We start from the raw sequence: 13,511 nt of genomic DNA, 5'->3' as shown, positions 1-13,511 counted from the left end.
CGGGCGTGTGCGGCCGGGTCGTTGAGTGCGGTCGTCACTGTCAGTGGCCGTCGTTATGGTCGGTGTCAGAGGTCTCCGCTCCGCCACTCCGCAGCTCTCCGGAAGGAGAAGGTTCCATGACCCCGCCCGGCGATCCGCTCTCCCTCCCGTCACCGGTGGGCAGGGCGTTCGACACCCGGCGGCTGACGGACTGCCCCCTCGGCCGCGTGCGTCCCCTGCACGGCGGAGGGCCGCCGCGCCCCTGGGGGAGCGCGGCGGCCCTCGACCGTAGGTGTCGGCGCGCCTCAGTGCCCCGCCGGCGCACCCGTCGTCGCCGGCGGCAGGTCGGCGACGACGCCCTTGTCGCCGAGGTCGGCGGTGTAGTCGTCGGGGGAGGTCTCGTCGGTGCCCTCAGGGGCCTTGAGGGCCTTGAGGACGACCGTCAGGACGACCGTCACCACCACGTTCAGCACGAACGCGGTGAGGCCGATGTAGCCGATCTCGCCGATCCCGGGGATCTCCGCGCTGGAGCCGCCGAAGTGCTTCTGGGTCGGGCTGGCCACCCCGTACGCGGCGAGGGTGCCGTAGACCATGCCGATCGCCCAGCCGGCCAGCAGCGCCCAGCGGTGGAACCACCGGGTGAAGAGGCCGCCGACCAGCGCCGGCATGGTCTGCAGGATCCAGATGCCGCCCAGCAGCTGGAAGTTGATCGCGACGGTCTTGTCCATGGTGAGGACGAAGACCAGCGCTCCGACCTTGACCAGCAGGGAGACCAGCTTGGCGACCTTGTGCTCCTGCTCGGGCGTGGCGGTGGGCTTGAGGAAGTCCTTGTAGACGTTCCGGGTGAAGAGGTTGGCGGCGGCGATCGACATGATCGCCGCGGGCACCAGCGCGCCGATGCCGATCGCGGCGAACGCCACCCCGGCGAACCAGCTGGGGAACATGTCCGCGAAGAGCTGCGGGATCGCCAACTGCGCATTGCCCCGGGTGTCCGTGCCGGCCTTGATCGCCATGAAGCCGAGCAGCGCGAGGAGGCCCAGCATCAGGGAGTAGAGCGGCAGGATCGTGGTGTTGCGGCGGATGACGTTGCGGCTGCGCGAGGAGAGCGTCGCGGTGATCGAGTGCGGGTACATGAACAGCGCCAGCGCCGAGCCGAGCGCGAGCGTCGCGTACGCCCACTGCGCGTTGGGGCCGCTGGCCAGTTCACCGCGCGGTTTGCCGGTCGGCCCGTGCACGGCGAGCGTTTCCTTGGCCGAGTGGAAGATCTCGCCGAAGCCGCCCAGCTTGATCGGGATGTAGATGATCGCCACCACGATGACGAGGTAGATCAGCCCGTCCTTGACGAACGCGATCAGCGCGGGCGCCCGCAGGCCCGAGGAGTAGGTGTACGCGGCCAGCACGGCGAACGCGATCAGCAGCGGCAGGTCCTTGACGAACCAGTTGGCGTGCTCGCCGCCGCCGACCCCCATCACGTCCAGCACGGCCTGGATGCCGACGAGTTGGAGCGCGATGTAGGGCATCGTGGCGAGCAGGCCGGTGAGCGCCACCGCCAGCGACAGGCCCTTGGAGCCGAAGCGGCCGCGGACGAAGTCGGAGGTGGTGACGTACCCGTGCCGGTGCGAGACCGACCAGAGCCGGGGCAGGAAGGTGAAGATCAGCGGGTAGACCAGGATGGTGTACGGGACGGCGAAGAAGCCGGCGGCGCCGGCCGTGTAGATCGCCGCCGGCACGGCCACGAACGTGTACGCGGTGTACAGGTCGCCGCCCAGCAGGAACCAGGTGATCCAGGTGCCGAAGCTCCGCCCGCCCAGGCCCCATTCGTCGAGGCTGGCGGACTGCTCGGCCCTGCGCCAGCGCGCGGCCAGGAAGCCCATGACCGTGACGGCGAGGAAGAAGAAGACGAAGACGGCGAGCGCCACGCCGTTGACGCCATGGGAGGCGGCGGCGAGCGTCGTGACAGGGGTCGTCATCGGTCCGCACCACCCTTACGGGCGCGCTGCTCACGCTGAACCAGCTTGTAGGCCACGGCGGTCAGCGCCGTCGAGATCAGCACCCACGCCATCTGGTACCAGTAGAAGAACGGGATCCCGATCAGCGTCGGCTCGATCCTGGCGTACGAACTCACCCACAACATCGCGACGAACGGGGCGAGCAGGCACAGTCCGGCCACCACACGCGTGGGGGTGACGACCGGTCTGCGGTCCGGTGGTGCGGCTTTCTCGGCCATGACCGTGGCTCCCGTCCCTGGTGAACTCCTGTGTGATCGGCTGGAAATCTAAGCCAGGGACGTGGCACGCGTCACTAGCTGTCCGCATATCGGTATGCGGCGGTTATCGCGGGGGAGTTGGGCGGAGCAGGCGCCGGGACGGCCCTCGTGGCGTGACGCGGTGGACGGGCGGCGGTGCGGTCGGGGCCCGTACGGCCCGGCCCGGTGCGGCATGCGCGGACGGGTTCAGTCCGTCGGGCGCTGGAGGCGGGCGACGAACTTGTAGCGGTCGCCGCGGTAGACCGAGCGCACCCACTCCACCGGCTGCCCGTGGGCGTCCAGGGAGTGCCGGGAGAGCATCAGCATCGGCAGGCCGACGTCGGTGCCCAGCAGCCCGGCCTCGCGCGGGGTGGCCAGCGAGGTCTCGATGGTCTCCTCGGCCTCCGCCAGCCGGACGTCGTAGACCTCGGCCAGCGCGGTGTAGAGCGACGTGTACTTGACGAGGTTGCGGCGGAGCGCCGGGAACCGCTTGGCCGACAGGTGGGTGGTCTCGATGGCCATCGGCTCGCCGCTGGCCAGCCGCAGCCGCTCGATGCGCAGCACCCTGCCGCCGGGGACGATGTCCAGCAGCCCGGCCAGCCGGTCGTCGGCGGTGACGTAGCCGATGTCCAGCAGCTGGGAGGTCGGCTCCAGGCCCTGGGCCCGCATGTCCTCCGTGTAGGAGGTCAGTTGCAGCGCCTGGGAGACCTTGGGCTTGGCGACGAAGGTGCCCTTGCCCTGGATGCGCTCCAGACGGCCCTCGACGACCAGCTCCTGGAGGGCCTGGCGGACGGTGGTGCGGGAGGTGTCGAACTCCGCGGCGAGGGTGCGCTCGGGCGGCACCGGGGTGCCCGGCGGCAGGGTCTCGGTGATCTCCAGCAAATGCCGCTTGAGGCGGTAGTACTTGGGCACCCGGGCGGTGCGTGTGGCGCTGCCGCCGCTCTCGGCGCTGCCCGCCTCGGTGTCCATGACCCGCCTCTCCGATGCCTGTCGTGCTGCCGTCACCGGCTCCTCCGTACGTAGCGGCTCACATCGTGGCACGGACGGGGTGTCCGGGGGGCCACGCGGGTCCCGCCCCGTCAGATGTCGGTCCGGTAACGGACCTGACAGCGACTCTTATACACCCTTGACACCCCTAAAGGTCTAGGCCAAGCTGCGGGAACTGGTCTAAACCATTAAAGCCAAACCCGTCCTTGAGGGGGAGAGCGCGATGAAGCGTGGGCTCATAGCGGCGACCGCGGTCGCGGGAATGCTGGTGAGTGTCGCTGCCTGTGGGTCGAGCGGCGGAAATGCGGGTGCCGACGGCTTCAAGGGACAGAAGCTGACCGTATGGGTGATGTCCGGCTCCAATCCGGACCAATGGACCAAGCAGGTGTCCGAGCAATTCAAGAAGAAGACCGGCGCCACTGTGGAATTCAAGGTCCAGCAGTGGAACGGAATTCAGCAGAAACTGAGCACCGCGCTTTCCGAGGACACCCCGCCGGACGTCGTCGAGATCGGCAACACCCAGACCGCCGCCTACGCCAAGGCCGGCGCCCTGGTCGACCTCGGCGATCTGAAGAAGGAGATCGGCGCCGACTGGAACGACGCCTTCAACAAGGCCGCGATGGTGGACGGGAAGCAGTACGCCCTGCCGTGGTTCGCCGGCAACCGCGTGGTGATGTACAACAAGAAGATCTGGGCCCAGGCCGGGATCACCAAGCTCCCCACCACCCGCGCCGAGCTCTTCCACGACCTCGATGCCGTCAAGCGGAAGACCGACGCCGAGCCGCTCTACCTGCCCGGCCAGAACTGGTACTTCCTCGACGGCCTGACCATCGGCACCGGTGCGCAACTGGTGAAGAAGGAGGGCGACAAATGGGTCTCGAATTTCTCTGACCCCAAGGTCGCCAAGGCGATGGACATCTACAAGCAGTACCAGGCGTTCAGCACCGCCCCCAAGAATAAGGACGAGGCCACCCCGCAGCAGGGCGAGATCTTCGCCAAGGGGAAGACCGGCGCCATCATCGCCATGGGTTACGAGGCGGCCACCGCCATCAAGGCCAACCCGAAGATCAAGGACGACATCGGATTCTTCACCATTCCGGGGGAGAGTGCCGCCAAGCCCGAGGGTGTTTTCCTCGGCGGCTCCAACTTCGCCGTCGCCGGAATGAGCAAGAACCAGGAACTCGCCAAGGAATTCCTCAAGGTCGCCCTCTCCAAGGACAACGACGCCCAGATGGTCAAGGAATCCGGCTGGACGCCCAAGTCGCCGGCCCTGGCCGGCGCCGCCAAGGACAACCCGGCCGCCGCGGCCGCCGCCCCGGCCGCCGAGAAGTCCGGCGGCACCACCCCGCTGATCCCGCAGTGGGCCGCGGTCGAGAATGTGCCGAACCCGATCAAGAACTACATGACCGCGGTCCTGAACGGTAAGGCCCCGACCGACGCCGCCAAGGACATCGAGTCCGAGCTGAACGCACGGCTCGCCAAGCAGTAGCCGGCCACCGGACGCGTACGGGCCGGGCGTCCCTGCCGCCCCGCCCGTACGCCCGGGACAGCGACCGCGGCCGCCGCCACCGCGCCGGGCCGGCCCCCGCGGGACCGGCGGCCGCCGCCACGGGCACCACAGGCGCATCCACGGGAACGAGGGGACCACACGCTCATGGCAGTGCAGCTCGACGAAGCGGCGGGGAGGACCGTGCCGCGGACCGGCAAGGGCGGCGCACCGCCGGCCCGGAGCGGCGCCGGCGGCCGGCGGGCCGCCCCCTACCTCCTGCTGCTCCCCGCCCTGCTCGCCACCGCGGTCTTCCTGGGCTGGCCGCTCGTCCGCAACCTGGTGCTCTCCTTCCAGAACCTCAACATGAAGGAGCTGATCCAGCACCTCACCGACTGGCGGGGGCTGGGCAACTACCAGGAGGTCCTGGGCAGCGAGCAGTTCTGGCGGGTCACCGTCCGCACCGTCGTCTTCACCGCCGTCAACGTCGTCCTGATCATGGTGCTGGGCACCCTGCTCGGACTGCTGCTGGCCCGGCTGGGCAAGAAGATGCGGCTGACGCTGTCGGTGGCGCTGGTGCTGGCCTGGGCGATGCCGTCGATCGCCGCCACCACCGTCTTCCAGTGGCTCTTCGACTCCCGCTACGGCGTCGTCAACTGGGTGCTGGACCACCTCGGTTGGCACTCCATGGCTCGCTACGACTGGGTCGGCACCCAGCTGTCCACCTTCTTCGTCATCACCGTCCTGATCGTCTGGCAGTCGCTGCCCTTCGTGGCCCTCAACCTCTACGCCGCCACCACGACGATCCCCAAGGAGCTCTACGAAGCGGCCCGGATGGACGGCGCCGGCACCTGGAAGATCTTCACCTCCGTCACCTTCCCCTTCCTGCGCCCCTTCTTCATGGCCACGACGTTCCTCGAAGTCATCTGGGTCTTCAAGGCGTTCCCGCAGATCTTCGCGATCAACCAGGGCGGCCCCGACCGGCTCACCGAGACGCTGCCGATCTACGCCTTCACCGAGGGCGTCGGCAACCTCCACTTCGGGATGGGCGCCGCGATCTCCGTGCTGACCATCGTGGTGCTGCTCGCCCTCACCGCGTACTACCTGCGCCTGACGCTCAAGCAAGAGGAGGACGCGCTGTGAAGCGCTCACTCGCCGGCCGGATCTGGCCCAACGCGACAGCCGCCGTCCTCGCGCTCGTCTTCGCCTTCCCCGTGTACTGGATGTTCGCCACGGCCTTCAAGCCGACCCAGGACATCCTCAGCGAGGACCCGGTGTGGTTCCCGTTCCACGGCACCTTCTCGCACTTCGTGACGGCCGTGGCCGCCCCGAACTTCTGGCGGCTGGCCGGGAATTCCGTCCTGGTGACCGTGGTCGCCGTCGGGCTGTCGCTGGTGATCGGATTGTGCGGCTCGTTCGCCATCGCCCGGATGCGGTTCAAGGGCCGCAAGGGCATCCTGCTGACCTTCATGGTCGCCCAGATGGCGCCCTGGGAGGTCATGGTGATCTCGATCTACATGATCGTCCGGGACGCGGACCTGCTGAACAGCCTGCTGCCGCTCACCTTCTTCTACATGCTGATGGTGCTGCCCTTCACCCTCCTGACGCTGCGCGGCTATGTCGCCGCGGTGCCCAAGGAGTTGGAGGAGTCCGCGATGGTGGACGGCTGCTCGCGCCGCCAGGCGTTCGTCAAGGTCGTCCTGCCGCTGCTGGCCCCCGGCCTGATGGCCACCTCCCTCTTCGGCTTCATCACCGCCTGGAACGAGTTCCCGCTCGTGCTGGTGCTCAACAAGGAGCCCGGCGCCGGCACCCTGCCGTTGTGGCTGTCCCAGTTCCAGACCCAGTTCGGCAACGACTGGGGCGCCACGATGGCCGCCGCCTCCCTCTTCGCCCTCCCGATCCTCGTCCTCTTCCTGTTCCTGCAACGCAAGGCCGTCGGCGGTCTGACCTCCGGCGCGGTGAAGGGATAGCCATGGCCACCGTCACCCGCTCCATCGACACCCTCACCCGGGACGCGCTCGCCGTCCTCCAGCCCGGCTTCACCGGCACCACCGCGCCGGACTGGCTGCTGCGCCGCCTCGACGAGGGCCTCGCGACCGTCGCCCTCTTCGGTCGCAACGTGCACGGCCCCGAACAACTCGCCGCCCTCTCCGGCCGGTTGCGCGACGTCCGCGGTGACCTGCTGATCGCCATCGACGAGGAGGGCGGCGACGTCACCCGCCTCGAAGTGCGCGGCGGCTCCTCCTTCCCGGGCAACCTCGCGCTCGGCGCCGTCGACGACACCGAGCTGACCCGCGCCGTCGCCCGCGAACTCGGCCGCCGCCTGGCCGACTGCGGCATCAACGTCAACTGGGCCCCCTCCGCCGACGTCAACTCCAACCCCGCCAACCCCGTCATCGGGGTCCGCTCCTTCGGCGCCGCCCCCGACCTCGTCGCCCGGCACACCGCCGCCTACATCGAGGGGTTGCAGTCCGCCGGTGTCGCCGCCTGCACCAAGCACTTCCCCGGCCACGGCGACACCGCCACCGACTCCCACCACGACCTCCCCCGCATCACCGCCGATCTGGCGACACTTCAGGAACGCGAACTGGTGCCGTTCCGCGCCGCGGTGGCCGCCGGCACCCGCGCCGTGATGAGCGCCCACATCCTGCTGCCCGCCCTGGACGCCGAACGCCCCGCCACGCTCAGCCCCGCCGCCCTGCACGGCCTGCTGCGCGCACCCGCCACCGAAGGCGGCCTCGGCTTCGACGGCCTGATCGTCACCGACGGCATCGAGATGCGGGCCATCTCCGCCACCTACGGCATCGAACGCGGCAGCGTCCTGGCGCTCGCGGCCGGGGCCGACGCGATCTGCGTCGGCGGCGGACTCGCCGACGAGGACACCGTGCTGCGGCTCCGCGACGCGCTGGTCCGCGCCGTCCGGGAGGGCGAACTGCCCGAGGAGCGGCTCGCCGACGCCGCGGCGCGGGTCCGCGCCCTGGCGCACTGGACCACGGGTGCGGGCGCGGGGGAGGGGATCGCGCCCGCACCCGGGATCGGCCTGACCGCCGCCCGCCGCGCCCTCCGCCTGACCTCCGCCACCCCCTGCCCGCCGCTGACCGGCCCCGCCTACGTCGCCTCCTTCACTCCCCTCGCCAACATCGCCGTCGGCGACGAAACCCCCTGGGGCGTCGCCGCCGAACTCTCCCGGCTCCTCCCCGGCACCGAGACCGCCGCCTACGCCGCAGAGGACGCCGCGGCCGGCACCCGTGCCCTCGTCGACGCCCTGCTCACCGCTGCCGGCGAACGCCCTGTCGTGGCCGTCGTCCGCGACCTGCACCGTCACCCGTGGATGGCCGACGCGCTGCACGCCCTGCTGACCGCCCGTCCCCACACCGCCGTCGTCGAGATGGGCGTCCCCCAGGCACCACCCCAGGGCACCCCCCACCTCGCCACCCACGGCGCCGCCCGCGTCTGCGCGCAGGCCGCGGCCGAGGCCCTCACCGGCCGACGGCCCAACTGACCGGCCCTGACGTCAGCCTCCCTGACGGGTGAGCCGCACCACGCGGCACACCCCTGACGTCAGCGGCCCCGAGGGCGCGCACCCCCTGACGGGTCGTGCGCCCTCCCCGGCGGCCCCTCCCCGACGGGCGGACACGCCCGGGCGGGGGCAGCCGCCAGGCGGGGCGACCGCGTGGGGCGCGTCGCCCCGCCCCGCGACACGCGCAGGGCCCGTACCCGCGCCGGCCTATCGGGGCCCGGCACCGGTACGGGCCCTCGGGCCGCCGGTGGGTTCTTCTAGAGCCCCTGCCACTCCGGCTTGGCGGCGTAGGTCGCGCGGAAGTAGTCGGCCAGCTTCAGCTTCGACGCCGCGGCCTCGTCGACGACCACCGTGGCATGCCGGTGGAGCTGGAGCGCCGAGGCCGGCACCAGCGCGGCGACCGGCCCCTCGACGGCCTGCGCCACGGCGTCGGCCTTGCCCTCGCCGGTGGCGAGCAGCACCAGGTGACGGGCCTCCAGGATGGTGCCGATGCCCTGGGTGATGACGTGGTGCGGGACCTCGTCCAGGCTGTCGAAGAAGCGGGCGTTGTCCTCCCGGGTCTGCTGGGTGAGGGTCTTGATACGGGTACGGGAAGCCAACGACGAGCAGGGCTCGTTGAAGCCGATGTGCCCGTCGGTGCCGATGCCGAGCAGTTGGAGGTCCACCCCGCCGGCGTCGCGCAGCGCCTTGTCGTACGCCTCGCAGGCGGCCTGGACGTCCTCCGCCGTGCCGTCCGGCCCCATGAACGCGCTCTCGTCGAGCCCCAGCGGCTCCACCACCTCGCGCAGCACCACCGAGCGGTACGACTCGGGGTGCCCGGCGGGCAGGCCCACATACTCGTCGAGTTGGCAGATCCGGGCCCGTGAGGCGTCCACCGCACCGGCCCGGACCTTCGTCGCCAGCGCCTCGTAGATGGGCAACGGGGTCGAGCCGGTGGCCACACCGAGCAGCGCCTCGGGCTTGCGGCGCACCAGGGTGGCGATGGCCTCCGCGATGAGCTCGCCGCCTGCCACGGCATCCGGGACGATGACAACTTCCACGCTTGGCCTGCCGTTCTGGAGAGTGGGCTATGTGGTATAGACCAATCTAGCAGAGGCGGGCCAACGCGACCCCGTGGCGCCGCTGAACAAAAGCGCACGTTTTCCCCACTTCTCCCCCTCGCCCCGGCGACCGGCCCGAGGCCCTGAGTCCGGGCACCGAATCCGGTATACGGTCCGGAACCGGCGTACGGGTGGGAGCGACGGGTGGGAACGGGCATGTGGGCAGGATCGGGCGCGTCGATCGGTGTGCCCGGCCGGAGCACGCGCTCGGGGCGCGGCGATTGCGCGGGGCAGCGGGGTCGCGGGGAGGTCGATCCGTCACCCGCCCCCGGCGCCCGTCCCCTGGTGCCCGTCGCCCGGTGCCCGTCGCCCGGTGCCCGTCGCCCGTCGCCCGTCGCCCGTCGCCCGTCAGAGCATGGCGCCGCCGGTGGCGTCTATCCACTGGCCCGTCACCCACCGGCTGTCGTTCGAGGCGAGGAACCCCACGAGGTCGCCGATGTCGGTGGGGTCCGCCACCCGCCCCAGCGGTGAGCGCGCCCCGGTCGCCGTGCGCGCCGCGGCGTTCCCCTCGCCGCGCAGCCAGGCGGCGTTCATGTCCGTGTCGACCGCGCCGGGTGCCACCGCGTTGACCGTGATGCCGCGGGGGCCGAGCTCCCGTGCCAGCGAGCTGGTCAGTATGTCGATCGGGCCCTTGGACATCGCATAGGCGATCAGGTCGGACTTGGCGGCGCCGCGCGTCAGCCCCGTGGAGACGTTGATGATCCGTCCACCGTCCCGCAGGCGGGACAGCCCCTCCTGGATCACGAAGAACGGCGCGGTGGCGTTGACCGCGAAGAGGTGCTCGATATCGCCGCGCGTGATCGCCTCGAACGGGCGCAGGGTGCCGTCCAACGCCTTGTTGATCCCTGCGTTGTTGACCAGGATGTCCAGCCCGTCGGCCTGTGCGTCGAACGCGGCCCACAGTGCCTCGGCGTCCCCCGGCACCCCCAGCTCGGCGCGCACGGTGAACGCCTCGCCGTCCGCCGCCTCGATCGCCGCGACCGTCTCCTTCGCGGCCGTCTCATCGCTTGCGTAGTGCACGCCGACCCGCGCGCCGTCCCGCCCCAGTCGCTCCGAGATCGCCCGGCCGATGCCCCGGCCGCCGCCCGTCACCAGTGCCGTCTTCCCGCTGAGTGCACCCATCTCGGGCCCTCCCCTTCGTCTTCCGTGCCCGTGCGTGTCGTCCGCACGGGCGACAGGCCGTCCGGCGAGCCCTTTCTGTAGTGCTCGCTACACAAAAACCGTAGCACGCATTTCTTATCGACCGCTATAGAATTCACTCCATGGTGGCCAAGGAGACCAAGCAGCGTGGCCGGCCCAGGTCGTTCGACCGGGACACGGCCCTGGAGAAGGCGCTCCGTTCGTTCTGGGAGCACGGATACGAATCGACGTCCATCTCCGACCTCACCCGCGAGATGGGGATCAGCGCCCCCAGCCTCTACGCCGCCTTCGGCGACAAGCGGGCCCTGTTCGACGAGGCGATCGCCGTCTACGGACAGCTGTACGGCGGCTTCATCTCCCGCGCGCTGGCCGAGGAGTCGACCGCCCGCCGCGGCGTCGAGCGGGCGCTGCGCGAGGCCGCCGCCGAGTACACCGTTCCGGACCGCCCGCGCGGCTGCATGGTCATCAGCGCCGCGCTGAACACCGCACCCGCCTCCGCCGAGGTCGCCGCGTCCCTCCGGGAGAAGCGGCAGACGAACGTCCGGGAGATCGAGCGGGCGATCCGGGCCGACATCGCCATCGGCGAGGTCCCCTCCGGCACGGACGCCAACGCGCTGGCCGAGTATGTGAGCGCGATCCTCGCCGGGATGTCGCAGTCGGCGCGGGACGGCACGGACCGGGCGACGCTGGAGGCGGTCGCCGGGCTGGCGATGAACGCCTGGCCGCGCGAGGGGGAGCGGGGCTAGGGCGCTTCTGATGGATCTCCGCGGCGTCGCGGCGCCTGCCACGCACGCTCGCGGCGTTGCCGAAATGCCCCCATAGCTCCGCTATGAAGACATCCCGGCGCCTTGCGATCGCACGCACCAGGCGCCGCTCCTTCTTCCACGGAGATCCATCAGAAGCGCCCTAGGGCGCCGGCCCCGAAAGCACCCGCGGGCCGCGGCGCCGGGACAGGACCCTCAACCTGTCCGGCACCGCAGCCCGGAGCTGACATCGGCCGGCCCCGTACTACGGACAGGAGGCGCCCCCAGTGCGGTAGGGGGCGCGGCCCCGTCCCGGGACCGGTCGATCGGAGGCCCGGGCGCAGTCAGGGCAGAGAGCGCCGTGGGCCTCGATCCGCCCTCCTGTGCGGGGAGAGCGGAAGTTCCAGCGGTCCGGGGTTTCCCCCGGTGTGCCGCACCGCACATTCTGGACTAGACCATTCTGCCGTGTCCATGGCCGTGCAGGCACAACACATACCGTACGCCGGTAGGCTCCAAGGTGTGCCCTCGATGAACGATCTCGTACGCCAGCACACCGCTCTGAGCGACTCCGACCTGGAGTGGCTGCACCTGCTGGTCTCGGAGTGGCAGCTGCTCTCCGACCTCTCCTTCGCCGACCTCGTCCTGTGGGTTCCCACCCTCGACGGCACGCGTTACGTGTCGGTCGCCCAGATGAGGCCCAACACCGGACCGACCTCCTACCAGGACGACATGGTCGGCCATCTCGTTCCCCGGGGCCGCCGCCCGATGCTGGACTCCGCCCTGGACGAGGGCCGCATCGTGCGCGAGGGCGACCCGGAGTGGCGCGAGGAGGTGCCGGTGCGGGTCGAGTCCATCCCGGTCCGCCGGGAGGGCCGGGTGCTCGGGGTGATCGCCCGGAACACCAACCTGCTGACCGTGCGGACCCCCAGCCGGCTGGAGCTCACCTACCTCCAAAGCGCCTCCGACCTGGCCCAGATGATCGCTGCTGGAACGTTTCCCTTCCCTGAGCAGCAGGTCGACATGGACGCCTCGCCGCGCGCCGGCGACGGACTGATCCGCCTCGACGCCGACGGCGTGGTCCAGTACGCCAGCCCCAACGCGCTCTCCGCCTACCACCGGCTCGGTCTCGCCGCCGACCTGGTGGGCCACCACCTCGGCCAGGCCACCGCCGAACTCGCCCCGGCCCGTGGCCCGGTGGACGAGGCGCTGGTCAAACTGGCCAGCGGCTGGGCCCCGCGGGAATTCGAGGTCGAGGGCAACGACGGAGTGATCCAATTGCGGGCCATTCCCCTCAAACCCAAGGGCACGCACATCGGTTCGCTGGTCCTGCTGCGTGATGTGACCGAACTCCGGCGCCGCGAACGGGAACTGATCACGAAAGACGCGACCATTCGGGAAATCCACCACCGGGTGAAGAACAATCTCCAGACCGTCGCCGCCCTGCTGCGGTTGCAGTCCCGCCGGATGGAATCGGAGCAGGGCCGCGAGGCACTCGACGAGGCCGTACGCCGGGTCGGTTCGATCGCGATCGTCCACGAGACGCTTTCCCAGACGCTCGACGAGCGGGTGGAATTCGACGAGATCGCCGACCGGGTGCTGGCCATGGTCGCCGAGATCGCCCCGGGCAAGGTGACCACCCGCCGCACCGGACGCTTCGGTGTCCTGGACGCCGAGGTGGCCACCCCGCTGTCGATGGTGCTCACCGAGGTGCTCCAGAACGCCCTGGAACACGCCTTCGACCAGGAGCAGCACGGCACGGTCGAGGTCACCGCGGTCCGTGGCGGCAGCCGCACCGAACCCCGACTGCTGGTCACCGTCCAGGACAACGGTCGCGGACTGCCCGAGGGATTCGACCCGCACCGTGCCGGAAACCTGGGGCTGCAGATCGTACGGACTCTGGTGGAAGGGGAGTTGGGCGGCACGTTCGACATGGTCCGCCGACCCGAGGGCGGCACCCAGGTGCTCCTCGACATCCCCGTGCGCGCAGAGAAGCAGCACTAGGGCTGTCCGATGGGTCATGGCCCCCCGGGGCGCGGCATGCACTCTCGCCGCATCGGGTGAACGAGCATCGGGTGAACGACGGGACGTCGCGGACCCGGTCCAGGGCCTGACGGCGGATCGGGGCCGGTTTCACCGGAGAGGTCCGGAATCCGGCCGGCCCCTGGAAGGCAGGCCCTCAACAGCAACAAGCCCCGGACCGAAATCGGTCCGGGGCTCAAAGCTGTAGCGATGCGATAACGACCGGGTCTCAGCTCCGGGTAGGCATCGAAGGTACTGCGCGCTGCGGCTCGGGGGCCACGGGGAGGCTGGC

Annotated in this window: 11 protein-coding genes; 6 read left to right on the top strand and 5 right to left on the bottom strand. The window is 70.5% G+C overall.

Translation table 11 applies throughout. The features are described from left to right. Positions 1-284: 284 nt before the first annotated feature. The 3 genes from mctP to SNOUR_RS14605 form a co-directional block, all read right to left on the bottom strand. A complete protein-coding gene (mctP, locus tag SNOUR_RS14615) occupies positions 285-1,949 on the bottom strand; it encodes a monocarboxylate uptake permease MctP (RefSeq protein ID WP_067347080.1) in 1,665 nt (554 codons plus the stop codon). Next, positions 1,946-2,206: a DUF3311 domain-containing protein gene (locus SNOUR_RS14610; protein WP_067347078.1), complete on the bottom strand. Its 261-nt coding sequence runs from the start codon at positions 2,204-2,206 to the stop codon at positions 1,946-1,948. Before SNOUR_RS14610 ends, mctP begins: the two co-directional genes overlap by 4 nt. A gap of 225 nt (positions 2,207-2,431) precedes the next feature. Beyond that, entirely contained in the window at positions 2,432-3,193 is a 762-nt protein-coding gene (locus SNOUR_RS14605) for a GntR family transcriptional regulator (protein ID WP_067347076.1), read from the bottom strand. 241 nt (positions 3,194-3,434) lie between these two features. Here SNOUR_RS14605 and SNOUR_RS14600 point away from each other — a divergent pair, with 241 nt between their 5' ends. From SNOUR_RS14600 to SNOUR_RS14585, 4 genes are all read left to right on the top strand, one after another. Next, positions 3,435-4,700 carry an extracellular solute-binding protein gene (locus SNOUR_RS14600; RefSeq protein WP_067347074.1) on the top strand — a complete coding sequence of 422 codons (1,266 nt, stop codon included), beginning with the start codon at positions 3,435-3,437 and terminating at the stop codon, positions 4,698-4,700. A 165-nt stretch (positions 4,701-4,865) separates the two neighbouring features. After that, complete coding sequence (locus tag SNOUR_RS14595; protein ID WP_067347072.1) at positions 4,866-5,840, top strand: carbohydrate ABC transporter permease; 975 nt, start codon at positions 4,866-4,868, stop codon at positions 5,838-5,840. Further along, positions 5,837-6,667, top strand: coding sequence for a carbohydrate ABC transporter permease (locus tag SNOUR_RS14590; protein ID WP_067347070.1), 831 nt, complete (start codon positions 5,837-5,839; stop codon positions 6,665-6,667). The genes SNOUR_RS14595 and SNOUR_RS14590 overlap by 4 nt, the downstream gene beginning before the upstream one ends. Positions 6,668-6,669: 2 nt before the next feature. Continuing rightward, entirely contained in the window at positions 6,670-8,199 is a 1,530-nt protein-coding gene (locus SNOUR_RS14585) for a glycoside hydrolase family 3 protein (RefSeq protein ID WP_067347068.1), read from the top strand. A gap of 275 nt (positions 8,200-8,474) precedes the next feature. Here the strand turns inward: SNOUR_RS14585 and nagB are convergent, their stop codons facing one another. Then, complete coding sequence (gene nagB / locus SNOUR_RS14580; protein WP_067347066.1) at positions 8,475-9,257, bottom strand: glucosamine-6-phosphate deaminase; 783 nt, start codon at positions 9,255-9,257, stop codon at positions 8,475-8,477. Between the two features lie 408 nt (positions 9,258-9,665). Next, a complete protein-coding gene (locus SNOUR_RS14575; RefSeq protein ID WP_067347064.1) occupies positions 9,666-10,439 on the bottom strand; it encodes an SDR family oxidoreductase in 774 nt (257 codons plus the stop codon). A 140-nt stretch (positions 10,440-10,579) separates the two neighbouring features. On the opposite strand from SNOUR_RS14575, the gene SNOUR_RS14570 reads away from it, so the two are divergent. After that, complete coding sequence (locus SNOUR_RS14570; RefSeq protein WP_067347062.1) at positions 10,580-11,203, top strand: TetR/AcrR family transcriptional regulator; 624 nt, start codon at positions 10,580-10,582, stop codon at positions 11,201-11,203. A gap of 525 nt (positions 11,204-11,728) precedes the next feature. Then, the gene (locus tag SNOUR_RS14565) at positions 11,729-13,201 is read left to right on the top strand and encodes a sensor histidine kinase (RefSeq protein ID WP_067347060.1); all 1,473 of its coding nucleotides are present in this window, start codon (positions 11,729-11,731) and stop codon (positions 13,199-13,201) included. Positions 13,202-13,511: the final 310 nt, after the last annotated feature.

The sequence above is a fragment of the Streptomyces noursei ATCC 11455 genome (assembly GCF_001704275.1).
In the GTDB taxonomy this organism is placed as follows: Bacteria; Actinomycetota; Actinomycetes; order Streptomycetales; family Streptomycetaceae; genus Streptomyces; species Streptomyces noursei.
This window is presented reverse-complemented; position numbering and strand designations above follow the sequence as displayed.

Bases quoted from the DNA above. Each gene is read 5' to 3' on its own strand.
- SNOUR_RS14610 (WP_067347078.1), bottom strand. From the start codon at position 2,206: ATGGCCGAGAAAGCCGCACCACCGGACCGCAGACCGGTCGTCACCCCC.
- SNOUR_RS14570 (WP_067347062.1), top strand. From the start codon at position 10,580: ATGGTGGCCAAGGAGACCAAGCAGCGTGGCCGGCCCAGGTCGTTCGAC.
- SNOUR_RS14600 (WP_067347074.1), top strand. From the start codon at position 3,435: ATGAAGCGTGGGCTCATAGCGGCGACCGCGGTCGCGGGAATGCTGGTG.
- SNOUR_RS14575 (WP_067347064.1), bottom strand. From the start codon at position 10,439: ATGGGTGCACTCAGCGGGAAGACGGCACTGGTGACGGGCGGCGGCCGG.
- SNOUR_RS14595 (WP_067347072.1), top strand. From the start codon at position 4,866: ATGGCAGTGCAGCTCGACGAAGCGGCGGGGAGGACCGTGCCGCGGACC.
- SNOUR_RS14565 (WP_067347060.1), top strand. From the start codon at position 11,729: ATGAACGATCTCGTACGCCAGCACACCGCTCTGAGCGACTCCGACCTG.
- SNOUR_RS14585 (WP_067347068.1), top strand. From the start codon at position 6,670: ATGGCCACCGTCACCCGCTCCATCGACACCCTCACCCGGGACGCGCTC.
- mctP (WP_067347080.1), bottom strand. From the start codon at position 1,949: ATGACGACCCCTGTCACGACGCTCGCCGCCGCCTCCCATGGCGTCAAC.
- SNOUR_RS14605 (WP_067347076.1), bottom strand. From the start codon at position 3,193: ATGGACACCGAGGCGGGCAGCGCCGAGAGCGGCGGCAGCGCCACACGC.